Here is an 18,969-nt window from a genome sequence, read left to right on the forward strand (position 1 = left end):
TTTAATTTTGAGTAGGAATTCACTTGTATTGAAATGTAAAAATTAAATATTTCTATATTTCAAACAAAGGGTTTCGGGATGTTGTGTTCTCATTACTCATTTGATATATTTACTTTAAAGATAATTAAAATCTAGAAAAAGAGGCGGACGTATGGATAAAAAAGAAAATACGGTCGTATTGTTTCCGCAACTATCAGAGCGCTATATTGATGAAGGTTTTTTAGCGCTGAAAGAGCGGAAATTCGAAGATGCATTGCGCTGCTTTGAAATATTACGTCAGTATAATGCAGAAACGGAACAAACGGAACTAGCTTCGGTTATTTGTTTGTTAGAATTAAAACATATGGAAGAAGCGAAAGAGAAATGTGAACAGTTACTGGAAACAGGAGCGGTCTTATTTGGTGATATTCTTGAAACGTATGTGACAATTTTAGTTCAAACAAATGATTATGAAGGTGTTATTGAAACTGTTGAAAAAGTTTTGCAAACGAAAGATGTAATGCCTGAGCAAAAGGAAAAATTAGCGCAGCTCGCTTTATTTGCAGAAGGTATGTTAAATGAAGTAGATACATCACGAGTTGATTCGAATTTTGAGTTAGATGAATTTACTAATGAAATATTTGGAGAAAGCTTTGGGCAAAAGCTAAGAGCGATTCAGCAACTTTCGTTAAAAGATTTGGATCTTGCATTACCTATTTTAAAGAAATTTTTAATAGACGAAAAACAGCACCCTTATTTGAAAACTTCTATTTTATATAAAATGATAGAAAATCAAATAGAAGAAGAGATAGAGGTAGAAAAGTTTGGGAATACGATCAAGGTAATTCCAGCATTTACAGGTCATAATGAGGAGCAATCCGATAACATTATACATAGATTATCAAGTCGATTAGAGCAAAATTATCCTGATATATTTGATGCGATGGTTACATATTGGAAAGAATTGCAAATTAGCGTTTTCCCATTCGCTCTATTAATGGATAAAGTGGAGATTTGGGCTGCTGTTTTAGAGAGAATTGGTAGAAAGCGTTTCGGGTTGACTATTGATGAAGAAGAGCTTATGACAGCGTATAATATTGAATTAGAAGAGTTTCATATTGCCTATCAATGGTTATTACGTGTTGAAAGAGAAGGATATTTGCCCGTATAATTATGAAAAAGAATCGTTCGGTTCTTGAAACGAGCATATTCTATGTTATAATGTAAGGGTTGCAAAAGGCAGAAATCTGCCTGTTTGTAAGAGAAGAGAAGTGCAATTCTCTTACTTAATATGTTTCATATTATTCTCGAACAAAATATACCGTAGTTGTCTTTTAGGCAATTAGTAGATTGGAACATTATATCTGAAAGCTTTTGCTAGAGGATTATTTGTACTTTTGTTATTTCAAAAAAGAGATAATGAAGATCTTAATCTATAGAGGTATGTGCATACATTATTATAGTTGGAGGGAAAGAATAAATGGCTGCAAAATGGGAAAAATTAGAAGGTAACGTAGGCGTTTTAACAATCGAAGTTGATGCTAAAGAAGTAAACAACTCTATCGACGCTGCGTTCAAAAAAGTAGTAAAAACAATCAACGTACCAGGTTTCCGTAAAGGAAAAATGCCTCGTCCGTTATTCGAACAACGCTTTGGTGTTGAATCTTTATACCAAGATGCTTTAGATATCATCTTACCAAAAGCATACGGTGAAGCAATCGATGAAGCTGGTATCTTCCCAGTTGCTCATCCTGAAATCGACATCGAGAAGTTCGAAAAAAATGCTAACCTTATCTTCACTGCAAAAGTTACAGTGAAACCTGAAGTTAAATTAGGTGAGTACAAAGGTTTAGCAGTAGAAAAAGTTGAAACAACTGTAACTGACGAAGATGTAGAGAACGAATTAAAATCTTTACAAGAGCGTCAAGCTGAGCTAGTTGTTAAAGAAGAAGGAACTGTTGAAAACGGTGATACAGCTGTAATCGACTTCGAAGGTTTCGTTGATGGCGAAGCATTTGAAGGCGGAAAAGGCGAAAACTACTCTCTAGCAATCGGTTCTGGTACATTCATCCCAGGTTTCGAAGAGCAATTAATTGGTCTTCAATCTGGTGAGTCTAAAGACGTTGAAGTATCATTCCCAGAAGAGTACCATGCTGCTGAATTAGCTGGCAAACCAGCAACATTCAAAGTAACAGTTCACGAAATCAAAACAAAAGAACTTCCTGAGTTAAATGACGAGTTCGCTAAAGAAGCTGACGAAGCGGTTGCAACTCTTGATGAATTAAAAGCAAAACTTCGCACAAACTTAGAAGAAGGCAAAAAGCACGAAGCTGAGCACAAAGTACGTGACGAAGTAGTAGAATTAGCTGCTGCTAACGCTGAAATCGACATTCCAGAAGCTATGATCGACACTGAGTTAGATCGTATGGTTCGTGAATTCGAGCAACGTTTAAGCCAACAAGGTATGAACCTTGAGCTTTACTACCAATTCACAGGTACTGATGCTGACAAGTTAAAAGAGCAAATGAAAGAAGACGCTCAAAAACGCGTAAGAATCAACCTTGTTCTTGAAGCTATCATTGAAGCTGAAAACATCGAAGTTACTGAAGAAGAAGTAACTGCAGAAGTTGAAAAAATGGCTGAAATGTACGGTATGCCAGTAGACGCTATCAAGCAAGCTCTTGGAAGCGTAGAAGCTTTAGCTGAAGATCTTAAAGTTCGTAAAGCTGTAGACTTCTTAGTAGAAAACGCTGCATAATAAAATAACAAGGCGCGATTTTAATCGTGCCTTGTTTTATAAATATAGAAATATATTTATAAAACTTTTCGATGAAGAAGGAAAACTTCCTTAATGAGTCGAATATACATATTTCAAAAGTTTTAAAAATTTTTTATTTGTACATAACTAGTCATATTATTTGTATTTCTCGCCACGTAGTGACATAATATGTATTTACATACGATACATTTATCGTGTACATACGAAGGCAAGAGGTTAGCACTTTGTAAGGGGTGTGAAAATATGTTTAAATTTAATGATGAAAAAGGGCAATTAAAATGTTCTTTCTGTGGTAAAACACAAACGCAAGTTCGAAAGTTAGTTGCAGGTCCAGGTGTTTACATTTGTGACGAGTGTATCGAACTTTGTACTGAAATTGTACAAGAGGAGCTTGCGAAAGACGAAGAAGTAGAATTCAAAGATGTACCGAAACCGGTAGAAATTCGTGAAATCTTAGATGAGTATGTCATCGGACAAGATAACGCGAAAAAAGCACTAGCGGTAGCGGTATATAACCATTACAAACGCATTAATTCTAACAGCAAAATTGATGATGTAGAATTAGCGAAGAGTAATATCGCACTTATCGGGCCAACAGGTAGTGGTAAAACATTACTGGCACAAACGTTAGCGCGTATTTTAAATGTTCCATTTGCAATCGCGGACGCAACATCTTTAACGGAAGCTGGGTACGTTGGGGAAGATGTAGAAAACATCTTACTTAAATTAATCCAAGCAGCTGATTATGATGTAGAGAAAGCGGAAAAAGGAATCATTTATATTGATGAGATTGATAAAGTGGCACGTAAGTCCGAAAATCCATCAATTACACGTGATGTATCTGGTGAAGGTGTGCAGCAGGCACTTCTGAAAATTTTAGAAGGTACTGTAGCAAGCGTTCCACCTCAAGGTGGCCGTAAGCATCCGCATCAAGAGTTTATTCAAATTGATACAACGAATATCTTATTCATCTGTGGTGGAGCGTTTGATGGCATCGAGCCAATTATTAAACGTCGTCTTGGTGAAAAAGTAATTGGATTTGGTTCTGAGAAGAAAAATGCTGATGTAAATGAGAAGCATGTTTTATCTCACGTATTACCAGAGGACCTTTTAAGATTTGGTTTAATTCCAGAGTTTATCGGTCGTCTTCCAGTTATTGCGAACCTAGAGCCGCTTGATGAAGATGCTCTTGTTGATATTTTAACGAAACCGAAAAATGCACTTGTTAAGCAATTCCAAAAACTATTGGAGCTTGACGATGTTGAGTTAGAGTTTGAAGAAGGTGCACTAATTGAGATTGCGAAAAAAGCAATTGAACGTAAAACAGGTGCTCGTGGACTTCGTTCTATTATTGAAGGCTTAATGCTTGAGGTAATGTTCGAGCTACCATCTCGCAAAGATATCGAGAAGTGTATTCTTACAAAAGAAACAGTAGCTGATAATGCAGCGCCAAAATTGGTGTTACAAGACGGTACTGTACTTGATACAAAAACATCTGCATAATGCGAAGGGGAAACAGCAATTTTTATAATTGCTGTTTTTCTTTATGTTTAGCTATGTTCCTCCGCGGAAATACTAAGAGATAAAACATTGCGGGAGGAAATAAATGATGAGCTGGACAAATATATTTTTACTTGTTCAACTTGTTTTTGGTGTAATTGTCGGATTGTATTTTTGGCATTTACTTCGAAATCAGCGAACACAAAAAGTTTCAATTGATCGAGAATCAAAAAAAGAATTAGAACAGCTTCGTAAAATGCGTGAGATTTCTTTAACAGAGCCGCTTGCGGAAAAGGTGCGTCCTACATCCTTTTTAGATATTGTGGGGCAAGAGGACGGGATTAAGTCGTTAAAAGCGGCTCTTTGTGGTCCAAACCCGCAACATGTGATTATATATGGTCCACCAGGTGTAGGAAAGACAGCGGCAGCACGTCTTGTATTAGAAGAAGCAAAACGAAATCCAAAATCTCCATTTCGCACAAATGCAACATTTATTGAACTGGATGCGACGACAGCTCGGTTTGATGAACGTGGTATTGCAGACCCTTTAATCGGTTCGGTGCATGATCCAATTTATCAAGGTGCTGGTGCGATGGGGCAAGCAGGTATTCCGCAACCGAAAAAAGGTGCGGTAACAGATGCTCACGGTGGTATTTTGTTTATTGATGAGATAGGTGAACTACATCCGATTCAAATGAACAAAATGTTAAAGGTGCTAGAAGATCGAAAAGTGTTTTTGGAAAGTGCATACTATAGTGAAGAAAATACGATGATTCCAACGTATATACATGATATTTTTCAAAAAGGTTTACCAGCCGATTTTCGCTTAGTTGGGGCGACGACACGTTCGCCAGATGAGATACCTCCTGCTATTCGGTCGCGCTGTTTAGAAGTGTTCTTCCGTGAGTTAGATACAGAAGAAATTCAAAAAGTAGCGAAGAATGCGGCTGACAAAGTGGAAATGCAAATCGGTGAAAATGGTATTGAAATGATTGGGATGTATGCGAGAAATGGGCGAGAAGCGATTAATCTTGTACAAATTTCTGCTGGAATGGCAATAAATGAAGAACGTCCTTTCATTAAAGATGAAGATATAGAGTGGGTTGTTCACTCTAGTCAGCTCACACCGAAGTATGAAAAACGCATTTACCCTATTCCGAGAATCGGTCTTGTAAATGGACTTGCTGTATACGGACCAAATACAGGCGCGTTATTAGAAATTGAAGTAACAGCAATCAAGGCGAAAGATAAAGGATCGGTAAATGTTACCGGAATTGTTGAAGAGGAAAGTATTGGTAGTCAAACGAAATCCATTCGTCGTAAAAGTATGGCGAAAGGTTCTGTAGATAATGTATTAACAGTACTTCGATCTCTAGATGTGTTGCCAGAAGGGTACGATATACATATTAATTTTCCAGGTGGTATCCCGATTGATGGGCCTTCGGCGGGAATTGCTATGGCAACAGGCGTGTATTCAGCAGTGCATCATACGTATGTGAATAATGAGGTAGCGATGACTGGTGAGATAAGTATACACGGGGAAGTGAAACCTATCGGTGGTGTGTACGCAAAAATAAAAGCTGCGAAAAAGGCAGGAGCTAAGAAAGTTATCATTCCTGCTGAAAACATGCAACCATTTTTGTATACAATAAAAGGAATTGAAATTATTCCTGTTCGGAAGCTGAAGGAAGTATTTGAGCTAACGTTTATACAGGAAAATATACATCGAGAGCTTGATGTACATACTACGATAGACGAAACAGATGCACAATCAATGTGAGAATGAACGATAATAGTATTTGCCAGACTTCGTTTAAGTTTGTATGCTTAAGCGGAGTCTTTTTTCTTTTATAAGGGAGAAAAAACGAGGGATTTACAGTTGCGGAGAATCTCTGCAATTGCATCTAGATGTATTGTAATATAAAATAGTTGAACAGGAGTTTAATTTATTATGGAGGTGCTATGTCTAGTATGAATACGAATGAAAGAATCGTGCCCCTCCTACCATTAAGAGGCGTTCTCGTATATCCAACGATGGTTCTGCATCTTGATGTAGGACGTGATAAATCGATACAAGCACTAGAGCAGGCGGCAATGGATGAAAATATCATCTTTTTAGCAATGCAAAAAGAAATGAATATCGATGATCCGAAAGAAGATGACATATATAGTGTAGGTACAGTGGCGAAAGTGAAGCAAATGTTAAAATTGCCTAACGGTACGCTTCGTGTCCTTGTAGAAGGTTTACATAGAGCAGAAGTAGTAGAGTTTATCGAAGAAGAAAATGTAGTGCAAGTTTCTATTAAAACGATAACGGAAGAAGTGGAAGCTGATTTAGAAGAGAAAGCCCTTATGCGTACATTACTGGAGCATTTTGAACAATATATTAAAGTTTCGAAAAAAGTTTCAAATGAAACATTTGCAACGGTAGCTGATGTAGAAGAGCCAGGAAGATTAGCTGATTTAACTGCTTCTCACTTGCCAATTAAAACGAAGCAGAAACAAGAGATTTTAGAGATTATATCTGTGAAAGAACGATTACATACACTTATTTCAATTATTCAAGATGAACAAGAATTACTTAGTTTAGAAAAGAAAATTGGACAAAAAGTGAAACGTTCAATGGAGCGCACGCAAAAAGAATATTTCTTACGTGAGCAAATGAAGGCGATTCAAACTGAACTTGGCGATAAAGAAGGTAAGGGCGGGGAAGTTGAAGAACTTCGTGAGAAAATTGAACAGTCAGGAATGCCTGAAGAAACAATGAAGGCTGCGCTGAAAGAATTAGATCGTTATGAAAAGTTACCAGCCAGTTCTGCGGAGAGCGGTGTAATTCGAAATTATATCGATTGGTTATTAGCGCTTCCGTGGACAGAAGCAACAGAGGATATAATTGATCTTGCTCATTCTGAAGAGATTTTAAACAAAGATCATTACGGTCTTGAGAAAGTGAAAGAGCGCGTACTTGAATATTTAGCGGTACAGAAGTTAACAAATTCATTAAAAGGACCTATCCTTTGTTTAGTAGGACCTCCTGGGGTCGGAAAAACTTCGTTAGCGCGTTCCATTGCAACATCATTAAATCGTAATTTTGTCCGTGTATCCCTTGGTGGTGTACGTGATGAATCTGAAATTCGTGGTCACCGCCGTACGTACGTTGGAGCAATGCCAGGACGCATTATTCAAGGTATGAAAAAGGCGAAATCAGTTAATCCAGTCTTTTTATTAGATGAGATTGATAAAATGTCTAACGATTTCCGTGGAGATCCATCAGCCGCATTACTTGAAGTGTTAGATCCAGAACAAAACCATAACTTCAGTGATCATTACATTGAAGAACCATATGATTTATCCAAGGTTATGTTTGTAGCAACTGCAAATACACTTTCCAGTATTCCAGGCCCATTACTTGATCGTATGGAAATTATTTCGATTGCTGGGTATACAGAACTTGAAAAAGTTCATATTGCTCGTGAACATTTATTGCCGAAACAATTAAAAGAGCATGGCTTACGAAAAGGTAATTTACAAGTACGTGATGAAGCGCTTCTTGAAATGATTCGCTATTATACACGTGAGGCTGGTGTTCGTACACTAGAGCGCCAAATTGCAAAAGTTTGTCGTAAAGCAGCAAAGATTATCGTTACAGCAGAACGCAAGCGTATTGTAGTAACAGAGAAAAATGTTGTTGATTTACTTGGTAAGCACATATTCCGTTATGGGCAAGCTGAAAAAACAGACCAAGTTGGTATGGCGACAGGTTTAGCGTATACAGCAGCAGGTGGCGATACACTGGCGATCGAAGTGTCCGTAGCGCCAGGTAAAGGGAAATTAATTTTAACAGGGAAACTTGGGGATGTTATGAAAGAATCCGCACAAGCAGCGTTTAGCTATATTCGTTCTCGTGCAGAAGAGCTTCAGATTGATCCTGATTTCCATGAGAAAAATGATATTCATATTCATGTTCCAGAAGGAGCAGTTCCAAAAGATGGACCGTCAGCAGGTATTACGATGGCAACAGCACTTATTTCTGCACTAACAGGTATTCCTGTAAGTAAAGAAGTGGGGATGACAGGTGAAATTACACTTCGTGGTCGTGTATTACCGATTGGTGGTTTAAAAGAAAAAACATTAAGTGCTCACCGCGCAGGTTTAACAAAGATTATTTTACCGGCGGAAAATGAGAAAGATTTAGATGATATTCCAGAGAGCGTAAAAGAAAACCTTACGTTTGTGCTTGCATCTCATTTAGATGAAGTATTGGAGCACGCATTAGTAGGAGTGAAACAATGAAAGTAACAAAAGCAGACATTGTAATTAGTGCTGTTAAACCAGAACAATATCCAGACGGTGACTTACCAGAAATCGCATTAGCGGGTCGTTCCAATGTCGGGAAGTCTTCATTTATTAATAAAATTTTAAATCGTAAAAAGTTAGTGCGTATTTCTTCTAAACCAGGGAAAACACAAACATTAAACTTCTTCTTAATTAATGAGATGATGCACTTTGTGGATGTTCCAGGTTACGGATATGCGAAAGTATCTAAAACGGAGCGCGCAGCTTGGGGTAAAATGATTGAGACGTACTTTACAACACGTGAGCAATTAGACGCAGCTGTACTAGTAGTTGATTTACGTCACAAACCAACAAATGATGATGTAATGATGTATGATTTCTTAAAGCATTATGACATCCCAACAATTATTATTGCAACGAAAGCCGATAAAATTCCGAAAGGGAAATGGCAAAAGCATTTAAAAGTTGTTAAAGAAACGCTTGATATTGAAAGTGGCGATGAAGTCGTTCTATTCTCTTCTGAAACAGGACTTGGAAAAGAAGAAGCATGGAAAGCAATTCATAAATTTACAAAAACAAAAAACGCGTGACGAATGTCGCGCGTTTTTTGTTTTACTAATTTTTTTAGCGTACGTTTAATGTAACCTCAATATTTCCTCTTGTTGCTTTAGAGTAAGGGCATACACCGTGAGCGGCTTCTACAAGTTCTTGTGCTTCGCTATGTGAGACGCCGGCAACATGTACATCAAGCACAGCGGATAGGCCGAAACCACCGTCTGTATCTTTTCCGATAGAAACGTGAGCAGTTACTTCTGTGCTTTCTACTTTCACACGTTTTGTACGAATGACAAGTTGTAACGCACTATCAAAACAAGCAGCATAACCAGCAGCAAATAGTTGTTCTGGATTTGTTGCCTCTCCGCCTGCACCACCTAGTGCTTTCGGCATTTTTACATCAAGATTTAATATGCCATCATCTGAAACTACTTTTCCGTTTCTTCCACCTGTAGCAGTTACTGAAGCAGTATATAATTTATCCATGTTTATTCCCCTTTTCTATCATTAATTGTTTTCATTGTTTCAATTAGTTTATTTAATTGAATTAATAAAGAACGATATTCTTGTTCTGTAATTCCTAAATTTGTAGCCATTGTTGTCGGTAATGAACAAGCCTTGTCTTGTAAATCTTTACCTTGTTCTGTTAATTCAATACATACTTTTCGCTCATCTTCTTTGGAACGAACGCGTTTTACAAGGTTTAATGATTCCATTCGTTTTAGCATAGGTGTTAACGTACCTGAATCTAAAAATAGACGTTCTCCAATTTCTTTTACTGTTAGTCCATCTTGCTCCCATAGTACGAGTAAAGTAATATACTGTGGATACGTAATGCCCATTTCTTCTAAATACGGTCGGTAAAAGCGTGTAACCTCTCTAGAACAGGCGTAAATAGAAAAACAAAGTTGGTTATCTAGATGTAAAGAATTATTTACCATACATAACTCCTTTCTTATTAAGTTGTGCACAATTTAATTTTGTAAAACCAATATAACGGAAAAGAAATACAATGTCAAATACATTGTATTGAGAAAGTTTGTGCTACAATTTGGAACAATCATACATATTTTCCTTCATGATGAAAGAAGATAGGAAAGATGATGTTATAATTCATATGGAATAGTTTCCATCACTTGATTATGAGGACTTTTTTTGGTAACGTACAAATAGAGTTATTATTTTATAATCATTATAAAGTAGAAAGTTTTTATTCATTTTACTGAATCTCCTTTCTTACATATGGAGAATAAATAAAAAAATAATCGGTTGTTCACACGATTGTCAGATTCATAAGAGGAAAGTTGTATTATGATAGTAGATAAAGTGATAAAACGGGTGAAGGGGGACATGCTGCGTGCATATTCTTGTTGTTAGTGTAAATTATCGAACAGCCCCTGTAGAATTTCGTGAGAAACTCACATTTCAGGCAACAGAACTAGAGCAAGCAATGACGACATTACAAAAGCAAAAGAGCGTGTTAGAGAATGTCATTGTATCAACTTGTAATCGCACTGAGATTTACGCTGTTGTCGATCAATTACACACGGGACGGTATTATATTAAGAAGTTTTTAGCTGATTGGTTTCAGCTTGAAATAGAAGAAGTCGCACCATATTTAACTATTTTTGAACAAGATGGTGCAATCGATCATTTATTCCGCGTAACGTGCGGTTTAGATTCTATGGTAGTTGGAGAGACGCAAATTTTAGGTCAAATAAAAGATAGCTTTTTAGAAGCGCAGCAAGTAAAAGCAACAGGGACAATTTTTAATGAATTGTTTAAGCAAGTCATTACATTAGCGAAACGTGCTCACTCAGAAACGACAATTGGTGAAAGTGCGATGTCTGTTAGTTATGCTGCTGTTGAGCTTGGGAAAAAAATATTCGGCGAGTTAACAGATTGTCACGTACTTATTCTCGGAGCTGGTAAAATGGGTGAACTTGCACTGCAAAACTTATATGGAAGTGGTGCTCGTAAAGTAACAGTCATGAATAGAACGCTTTCAAAAGCAGAAATAATGGCTGAGAAATATATGGGACACGCAAAACCTTTAAGTGAATTACAATGTGCATTATTAGAAGCTGATATTTTAATTAGTTCAACTGGTGCATCGGATTATGTCATTACGAAAGAGATGATGACAAAGGTAGAGAAAATGCGCTCTGGTCGTCCATTATTTATGGTTGATATTGCAGTGCCGCGTGATATTGATCCAGCAATTGATGAGCTAGAAGGTTCTTTCTTGTATGACATTGATGATTTGCAAGGAGTAGTAGAAGCGAACCGTGCTGAGCGTTTGAAAGAAGCAGAGAAAATTCAATTTATGATTGAAGAGGAAATTGTTTTATTTAAAACGTGGTTAAGTACACTTGGTGTCGTTCCGTTAATATCAGCTCTTCGTGATAAGGCACTTGCTATTCAAAGTGAAACGATGGAAAGTCTGGAACGAAAAATACCAACTCTTAGTGATCGTGAGAGAAAAGTAATTAGTAAGCATACGAAAAGTATTATTAATCAATTATTAAAAGACCCAATTTTAGTAGCGAAAGAAATAGCTGCTGAAGAGGGAGCAGACGAAAAATTAGCGTTATTTGCAAAGATTTTCGATTTAGAAATGGAAGACGTAGAGAGTCGTGCGGAAGAAGTAGAACATAAAAGAGCGTGGACACCATCCGTTCCATCTTTATAATTTGGAAGGATGATCGGATGAGTTTTTTAAATAACAGTATTATTTATCATATTGCAATTATTTTATATGCTTGTAGCATTAGTTTATATTTTATAGATTATTTCCAAAGTAACCGAAAGGCGAACCGATTTGCTTTTTGGTTACTTTCGATTGTATGGGTTCTGCATTCTATTTTTATGTTGCTTAGAGCTACAGATTCAGAAACGAATCCTCTTTTAACCTTATTATCAGGCATTTATTTTTATGTTTGGCTATTGATTACGATGTCGTTAGTCATTAATCGATTTATGAGAATCGATTTTTTAGTCTTTTTTACAAATGTTGTTGCATTTGGCGTAAGCGCTTTTTCTATTTTTACGCCGCTTGGAAAGATGTCGCCGGTACTTGCAGAGCAATTAGTTTCGGAGCTTGTATATGTACATGTCGGTATGGCTATTATTTCTTATGCAACTTTTACTGTATCGTTCATTTTTTCTATTATGTATTTATTGCAATATCGCCTATTAAAAAAGAAAAAATGGAATGCGAGATTAAGAAGGTTAGGGAATTTACCGAAGCTAGAATCGATGTCTTACGGATTAAATTTATTTTCTGTTCCATTTTTCTTACTAGCTATTTTATTAGGATGCATATGGGGATATACAAAATTGGACAATTTCCATTGGTATGATACGAAAGTAATCGGGTCTTTTGTCGTTCTATTTGTATATTGTGCTGGCCTATATTTACGAGCGGCAGATGTGTTGCAAGGGAAGAAAATCGTGCAGTGGAACATCGGAGCATTTCTCGTAATGCTAATTAATATTTTTCTATTAAGCAGTTTATCCAACTTCCACTTTTGGTATTTATAATGAGGAGAGAAAATTATGCGCAAAATTATTGTAGGGTCACGAAAGAGTAAATTAGCATTAACGCAAACAAATTGGTTTATTGATCAGTTAAAAGCGCTAGGTTTACCATATGAATTTGAAGTGAAAGAAATCGTCACAAAAGGCGATGTTATTTTAGATGTTACTCTTTCAAAAGTAGGTGGCAAAGGCTTGTTTGTGAAAGAGATTGAACATGCGCTACTTACGAAAGAAATTGATATGGCTGTACATAGTATGAAAGATATGCCGGCCGTACTTCCAGAGGGATTAATGATTGGTTGTACACCAAAGCGTGTTGACCCTCGTGATGCTTTTATCTCAAAAAACGGAGCGTCGTTTAAAGAGTTAGCAGAAGGCGCTATTTTAGGTACGAGTAGTTTAAGACGTAGTGCACAACTACTCGCTGCGAGACCAGACTTACAAGTGAAGTGGATTCGCGGAAATATCGATACACGTTTACGCAAATTAAAAGAAGAAGATTACGATGCAATTATTTTAGCGACAGCGGGATTACAAAGAATGGGCTGGGATAATGAAGTTATTACAGAACATTTAGATGAGACGTTATGTGTACCTGCTGTAGGACAAGGTGCATTAGCGATTGAGTGTCGTGAGGATGATAAAGATTTACTGCAGTTGTTAGCTCATATGAATGATGGAGTAACAGAAAAAACAGTGGCAGCAGAACGCGTATTTCTTCATAAACTTGAAGGTGGATGCCAAGTGCCGATCGCAGGATATGCAACTCTTACAGAAAACGATGCAATCGAATTAACAGCTCTTGTCGGGTCTATGGACGGTTCTGTTTTATTGAAAGAGACAGTAGTAGGAACTGATCCAGAGAAAGTAGGATTAGAGGCTGCGGACCGTTTAATAAAACAAGGTGCAAAAGAACTTATTCTTGCTGCAAATAAGGGGCAACAATAAGTATGAATGCTCTCGCTGGCAAAACGGTATTGGTTACGCGTGCCCAGCATCAAGCAAAACAAATGAGTGTAGCGGTGAAAGAAAAGAGCGGAATTCCATTGGAAATTCCGCTTTTGCGTATGGAAGGTATGTCTCATAGGCAAATTCAACATATAGCAGGGCAGTTACATTCGTATGACTGGGTTATTTTTACGAGTAAAAATGGGGTAGCTTTTTTTCTAGATCGTTTGAGACAGAAGCTACCTGTAACGACTAAAATTGCTGCAGTAGGCGTGAAAACAAAGTTAGAGTTAGAAAAGCGAGGCTATGAAGTGGACTTCGTTCCAACTTCATTTGTTGCAGAAGTATTTGCAGAAGAGTTTGTAAAAAGACTAAGTGGAAACGAATGCATTTTATTTCCGAAAGGGAATTTAGCAAGAGACGTAATTCCAGTTGCGCTTCGTGAAATGGGTGTTTCTCTAGATGAGCTTATCGTATATGGTACGAAAGAGAATGTAGAGAAAAAGCAAGAGCTTATAGAAGCGTTAGAAGTAGGGAAAGTAGACATTATTACATTTACGAGCCCTTCCACTGTTACTAGTTTTGTTCGTTTACTTGAGGGTACAAACTGGAGAGAATGGACAAAAAAATGTACAATTGCTTGTATAGGGCCTATTACGGAAAAAGAGGCGAGCCTTTATTTTCCGCATATTATTATGCCGAAAGAGTACACTGTAGAAGCATTAATACAATGTGTTTGTGAATCTATAAAATAAAAGAATGGGGATAGAAATCTATGAACTCTTTACAATTTAATCGTCATCGTCGCTTAAGACAAAGCAGGGGCATGCGTGCGCTTGTGCGTGAAACGTTTTTACATACGGAAGATTTTATTTACCCTATTTTTGTATTAGAAGGAGAAAATGTTCGTAATGAAGTGCCTTCTATGCCAGGCGTATATCAAATATCTTTAGATTTATTGCAAGCTGAAATGCAAGAAGTTGTTGATTTAGGTATTCGTTCTGTTATTGTATTTGGTTTACCTGCTGAAAAAGATGAAGTTGGATCATCAGCATATTGTGATCATGGAATTGTGCAACGTGCGATTCAGCAAATTAAAGGTGAATTCCCTGATCTAGTAGTAGTTGCGGATACATGTTTATGTCAATTCACAAGCCATGGTCATTGCGGTGTAATTGAAGATGGTATTATTTTAAATGACGAGTCTCTTGCAGTTCTTGCAAAAACAGCTGTAAGTCAAGCGAAAGCAGGGGCGGACATTATTGCGCCATCAAACATGATGGACGGATTCGTAACAGCAATTCGCCACGCATTAGATGAAAATGGTTTTGGACATGTACCAGTTATGTCATACGCTGTGAAATATTCATCAGCATTTTACGGACCATTCCGTGATGCTGCGCACGGTGCACCGCAATTTGGTGATCGTAAAACATATCAAATGGACCCAGCGAACCGCATGGAAGCATTCCGTGAAGCAGAATCAGATGTAATGGAAGGGGCAGATTTCTTAATTGTAAAGCCAGCTCTTTCTTACTTAGATATCGTTCGTGATGTGAAAAATAACTTTAACTTACCAGTCGTTGCTTATAACGTAAGCGGTGAATATTCAATGATTAAAGCGGCAGCGCAAAATGGGTGGATTAATGAAAAAGAAGTTGTACTTGAAAAATTAATTAGTATGAAACGCGCAGGAGCAGATTTAATTATTACGTATCATGCGAAAGATGCAGCAAGATGGTTACAAGAAGGAGGCGCTAAATAATGAAAAAGTTTGATAAGTCGATTGCAGCGTTTGAAGAGGCTCAAGATTTAATGCCTGGTGGCGTAAATAGCCCAGTTCGTGCCTTTAAGTCTGTCGGTATGAATCCGTTGTTTATGGAGCGTGGAAAAGGCTCTAAAGTATATGATATCGATGGAAATGAATACATCGATTACGTATTATCATGGGGTCCATTAATTCATGGTCATGCAAATGATCGTGTTGTTGAGGCTTTAAAAGCTGTTGCTGAAAAAGGTACGAGCTTCGGTGCTCCAACGGAAATTGAAAATAAATTAGCAAAACTTGTTATTGAGCGTGTTCCATCAATTGAGATTGTGCGTATGGTTAACTCTGGAACAGAAGCGACAATGAGTGCGCTACGTTTAGCTCGTGGTTATACAGGCCGTAACAAAATTTTGAAATTTATCGGTTGTTATCACGGTCATGGTGACTCGTTATTAATTAAAGCGGGTTCTGGTGTAGCAACGCTAGGTTTACCAGATAGCCCTGGTGTACCAGAAGGTGTAGCGAAAAATACGATTACAGTAGCGTATAACGATTTAGAAAGTGTGAAATACGCTTTCGAACAATTCGGTGATGATATTGCTTGTGTCATTGTAGAACCAGTAGCAGGGAATATGGGGGTTGTTCCTCCGCAACCAGGATTTTTAGAAGGTCTTCGTGAAGTAACAGAGCAAAATGGTGCATTGCTTATTTTTGATGAAGTAATGACAGGATTCCGTGTTGCTTATAATTGTGGACAAGGTTATTACGGTGTAACACCTGATTTAACTTGTTTAGGTAAAGTAATCGGTGGTGGATTACCGGTAGGAGCATACGGTGGTAAAGCAGAAATTATGCGCCAAGTTGCACCGAGCGGACCGATTTATCAAGCAGGTACTTTATCAGGTAACCCACTAGCAATGGCGGCAGGTTATGAAACGTTAGTACAGTTAACGCCAGAATCGTATGTAGAATTTGAGCGTAAAGCTGAAATGCTAGAAGCTGGCTTACGTAAAGCGGCTGAAAAACATGGCATTCCGCATCATATCAATCGTGCGGGTTCTATGATTGGTATCTTCTTTACAGATGAACCAGTTATTAATTACGACGCAGCAAAATCTTCAAACTTAGAGTTCTTTGCGGCTTACTATCGTGAAATGGTAGAACAAGGTGTATTTTTACCGCCATCCCAATTTGAAGGTTTATTCTTATCGACAGCACATAGTGATGCAGATATTGAGGCGACAATTGCAGCGGCTGAAATTGCAATGTCAAAATTAAAAGCTTAATTGAATAAAGAAAATCGCTCTCCGTAAGGGGGGGCGATTTTTTTTATTCATAAAGTCAGCTTTCCGTACATAAATCTGTAATGACATATAGTTTGGGAGGGGGAAAAGAAGTGGCAACAGATCATTCATTACGTTTTTCATTAAAAGAATCTGTTTGGTTCCAAAAAGGACAGGAAGTCGAAGAACTTTTGTCAATTTCGTTAGATCCAGACGTTGAGATAGAAGAGCTTGATCATGAGGTAATTGTGAGAGGGCAATTAGATTTAACGGGAGAGTATGTTGCACGAAAAGATGATTCAGCTTATTCATTAAGAGATCTATCGCCAGCGAAGTCCATTGATTATGTAGAAACAAGAGAAGATGGGGTTAATGAACTTGTTCATTCCTTCCCGCTTGAAATATCAATCCCAAGAAACCGTGTGAAAGTAATTGAAGAATTATATGTATCTATCGAGGAATTTGATTATGAACTAAAGGAAAATGGTTGCTTACAATTATTAGCGGATATATCTATTACAGGTTTATGTGATGAAGAAAGAATTGAGGATGAAGAGGAAGAAACCGCGTATGCTGAGTTAGAGGATGATTCTGCGCAAGAGCATGAAACTAGACCAACGCCACAAGTCGAAGAGCCAGCCTATAAGGAATCAGATGAGTGGGAAGATTACGCATTTGAACCGTTCCAACTAGAAGAAAGAAAAGAGCAGGAAGTAGAAGAAGAGGAAATAGAAGAACATGAATTTGTAGAGCGTGAAGAGGAGAAAGAAACAACGCCGCAATTTGAATTGTTCGGAAGAAAAGATTTTAAGAAAGAACAAGCGAAAAAACAAGAAGTACAAGAAGAGGAAACGTATTCACAGCGGGATGAAAATGCGCTTTATTTAACAAAATTATTTACGAAAGAACCGGAAGAAGAATTTACAAAGTTACGAATGTATTTTGTGCAAGAAGGAGATACGATCGAATCTGTTGCAGAACGTTATGAAACATCTGTACAAAACTTATACCGTGTCAATCAAACAGAAGATATATATTTAACTACAGGACAAATTATTTATATTCCTGTTTCAAGAGCAAAAGCGAAATAAGTGAGTGTTTTCACTCACTTATTTTTCTAAAGGCTATGTTTTGAATAGAAAGGGTTATTCGTATGGATATGGAATTACGAAATCGTTATGAACCCATTGTAAGGCAATATAGATTGGATACGCAGCATATGGAAGAGCACGGAAGTGTGACGAAAATTTATACGAATCAAGGTCCATATGCGCTCAAGAAAATAGAAGGCAGGAAGTTAGAGCGGAATAATTTTTTGCATCATATTCAATATTTGAAGGAGAAAGGTTTTTCAAATTATGTACCTATATACCATGCGACGGACGGAAATTATATTTTAAGTGATGGTACGTATAATTATTATTTAATGCCTTGGTTAGAGCGTGCGGAAGGCAACGGCGAGGATAATGATCAATACCATAAAATGTTTCAGACTCTCGGAACGTTGCACCAAAAAACGGTAAAAGAAGAAACGTATACAGAAGAGGATTTAGAAAAACATTATACAAATATATCCAATCGCTGGGAAAATGATGGAGAGATGTTAGAAGAGTTTCTTGTAGAATCGGAAGCGAAGTGGTATATGTCTCCGTTTGAATTGCAGTATTGTACGTACTATCATCATGTAATGAGAGCGCGTGAGTTTGCAACGAAGCAATTAAATGAGTGGAACGATGCGATGAAAGAAAAAGAAACAACGCGCATTACTTTTGTACATGGTAACGTATCGCTTAATCATTTTTTATTTGATTATGAACGGAATGGCTATTTTATTAGTTTAGAAAAATCGAAGTTTGCAACACCTGTGCAAGATATTGTAGGGTTTTATTCTCGGTCGTTAAACACATATCCAATTGCGCGAAGTGATCGGTTTGAATGGTATCAAATGTATCAAAAAAACTTCCCTTTTACGAAAGAAGAACAACTACTCATGTTTGCGTATATGACGTATCCATCGCAATTTATTCGGCAAATCCAGTCTTATAAGAAAAGAAGAGAGCGGCGTAATGAGGAAAATGAACTTCTCGGAGTAAAGAGTTTGCAACAAGCGCATTGGCTCGTTAGTAATATAGAATATTTTCTTTCACAATTACAAGCTGCCCAGCAAGGGAACGGATAAAGAAGATAAGTAGGGGATGCTACTTATCTTCTTTTTTTACTCAAAAAGCTGTAGTCTTAAATTTATCTTGACGAATAAGGTTTCGTTTTTTACACTATTGTATATAATAATTAACAATCATATAAATGCCTTGAAGGGGAAG

General features: G+C 37.3%; 16 protein-coding genes and 1 other annotated feature (1 of these 17 cut by a window edge). Of the genes, 14 read left to right on the forward strand and 2 right to left on the reverse strand.

The annotated features are described in order from the left end of the window. Positions 1 to 151: 151 nt before the first annotated feature. From PDK19_RS01280 to ysxC, 6 genes are all read left to right on the forward strand, one after another. Complete coding sequence (locus PDK19_RS01280) at positions 152 to 1,150, forward strand: hypothetical protein (protein WP_000358270.1); 999 nt, start codon at positions 152 to 154, stop codon at positions 1,148 to 1,150. 309 nt (positions 1,151 to 1,459) lie between these two features. Next, positions 1,460 to 2,737, forward strand: a complete 1,278-nt coding sequence (gene tig, locus PDK19_RS01285; RefSeq protein WP_049113911.1) for a trigger factor — start codon at positions 1,460 to 1,462, stop codon at positions 2,735 to 2,737. Between the two features lie 264 nt (positions 2,738 to 3,001). Then, positions 3,002 to 4,261 (forward strand): ATP-dependent protease ATP-binding subunit ClpX, encoded by a 1,260-nt coding sequence (gene clpX, locus PDK19_RS01290; protein ID WP_000472282.1) that lies wholly within the window; start codon positions 3,002 to 3,004, stop codon positions 4,259 to 4,261. A gap of 106 nt (positions 4,262 to 4,367) precedes the next feature. Further along, the gene (gene lonB, locus PDK19_RS01295; RefSeq protein ID WP_029141203.1) at positions 4,368 to 6,038 is read left to right on the forward strand and encodes an ATP-dependent protease LonB; all 1,671 of its coding nucleotides are present in this window, start codon (positions 4,368 to 4,370) and stop codon (positions 6,036 to 6,038) included. Positions 6,039 to 6,220: 182 nt separating this feature from the next. Continuing rightward, entirely contained in the window at positions 6,221 to 8,551 is a 2,331-nt protein-coding gene (gene lon, locus PDK19_RS01300; RefSeq protein ID WP_270706477.1) for an endopeptidase La, read from the forward strand. After that, complete coding sequence (ysxC, locus tag PDK19_RS01305; RefSeq protein ID WP_000869113.1) at positions 8,548 to 9,144, forward strand: ribosome biogenesis GTP-binding protein YsxC; 597 nt, start codon at positions 8,548 to 8,550, stop codon at positions 9,142 to 9,144. Before lon ends, ysxC begins: the two co-directional genes overlap by 4 nt. A gap of 34 nt (positions 9,145 to 9,178) precedes the next feature. Here ysxC and PDK19_RS01310 read toward each other — a convergent pair whose 3' ends face one another. Both PDK19_RS01310 and PDK19_RS01315 read right to left on the reverse strand, forming a co-directional pair. Continuing rightward, positions 9,179 to 9,595 carry an organic hydroperoxide resistance protein gene (locus PDK19_RS01310; protein ID WP_000359781.1) on the reverse strand — a complete coding sequence of 139 codons (417 nt, stop codon included), beginning with the start codon at positions 9,593 to 9,595 and terminating at the stop codon, positions 9,179 to 9,181. A gap of 2 nt (positions 9,596 to 9,597) precedes the next feature. After that, the gene (locus PDK19_RS01315) at positions 9,598 to 10,050 is read right to left on the reverse strand and encodes a MarR family winged helix-turn-helix transcriptional regulator (RefSeq protein ID WP_000247913.1); all 453 of its coding nucleotides are present in this window, start codon (positions 10,048 to 10,050) and stop codon (positions 9,598 to 9,600) included. A gap of 416 nt (positions 10,051 to 10,466) precedes the next feature. On the opposite strand from PDK19_RS01315, the gene hemA reads away from it, so the two are divergent. The 8 genes from hemA (at position 10,467) to ysxE (ending at position 18,827) form a co-directional block, all read left to right on the forward strand. Continuing rightward, on the forward strand, positions 10,467 to 11,801 hold the full coding sequence (hemA, locus tag PDK19_RS01320; RefSeq protein WP_000547872.1) for a glutamyl-tRNA reductase: 1,335 nt from the start codon (positions 10,467 to 10,469) through the stop codon (positions 11,799 to 11,801). Between the two features lie 17 nt (positions 11,802 to 11,818). Beyond that, positions 11,819 to 12,652 (forward strand): cytochrome C assembly family protein, encoded by an 834-nt coding sequence (locus PDK19_RS01325; protein WP_000008996.1) that lies wholly within the window; start codon positions 11,819 to 11,821, stop codon positions 12,650 to 12,652. Between the two features lie 15 nt (positions 12,653 to 12,667). Further along, positions 12,668 to 13,597, forward strand: a complete 930-nt coding sequence (gene hemC / locus PDK19_RS01330) for a hydroxymethylbilane synthase (RefSeq protein ID WP_001226411.1) — start codon at positions 12,668 to 12,670, stop codon at positions 13,595 to 13,597. 2 nt (positions 13,598 to 13,599) lie between these two features. Continuing rightward, complete coding sequence (gene hemD / locus PDK19_RS01335; protein WP_000992368.1) at positions 13,600 to 14,352, forward strand: uroporphyrinogen-III synthase; 753 nt, start codon at positions 13,600 to 13,602, stop codon at positions 14,350 to 14,352. A 20-nt stretch (positions 14,353 to 14,372) separates the two neighbouring features. Continuing rightward, positions 14,373 to 15,362 carry a porphobilinogen synthase gene (gene hemB / locus PDK19_RS01340; protein WP_049113907.1) on the forward strand — a complete coding sequence of 330 codons (990 nt, stop codon included), beginning with the start codon at positions 14,373 to 14,375 and terminating at the stop codon, positions 15,360 to 15,362. Next, entirely contained in the window at positions 15,362 to 16,651 is a 1,290-nt protein-coding gene (gene hemL / locus PDK19_RS01345; RefSeq protein ID WP_000712926.1) for a glutamate-1-semialdehyde 2,1-aminomutase, read from the forward strand. The genes hemB and hemL overlap by 1 nt, the downstream gene beginning before the upstream one ends. A 110-nt stretch (positions 16,652 to 16,761) precedes the next feature. Next, entirely contained in the window at positions 16,762 to 17,739 is a 978-nt protein-coding gene (gene spoVID / locus PDK19_RS01350; RefSeq protein ID WP_000179722.1) for a stage VI sporulation protein D, read from the forward strand. Between the two features lie 62 nt (positions 17,740 to 17,801). Further along, a complete protein-coding gene (gene ysxE, locus PDK19_RS01355) occupies positions 17,802 to 18,827 on the forward strand; it encodes a spore coat protein YsxE (protein ID WP_000367002.1) in 1,026 nt (341 codons plus the stop codon). Between the two features lie 121 nt (positions 18,828 to 18,948). Next, positions 18,949 to 18,969, forward strand: a binding site (T-box leader); it runs 212 nt beyond the window's last position.

This window comes from Bacillus cereus group sp. BcHK124 (genome assembly GCF_027712065.1).
Classification (GTDB): Bacteria; Bacillota; Bacilli; order Bacillales; family Bacillaceae_G; genus Bacillus_A; species Bacillus_A pacificus.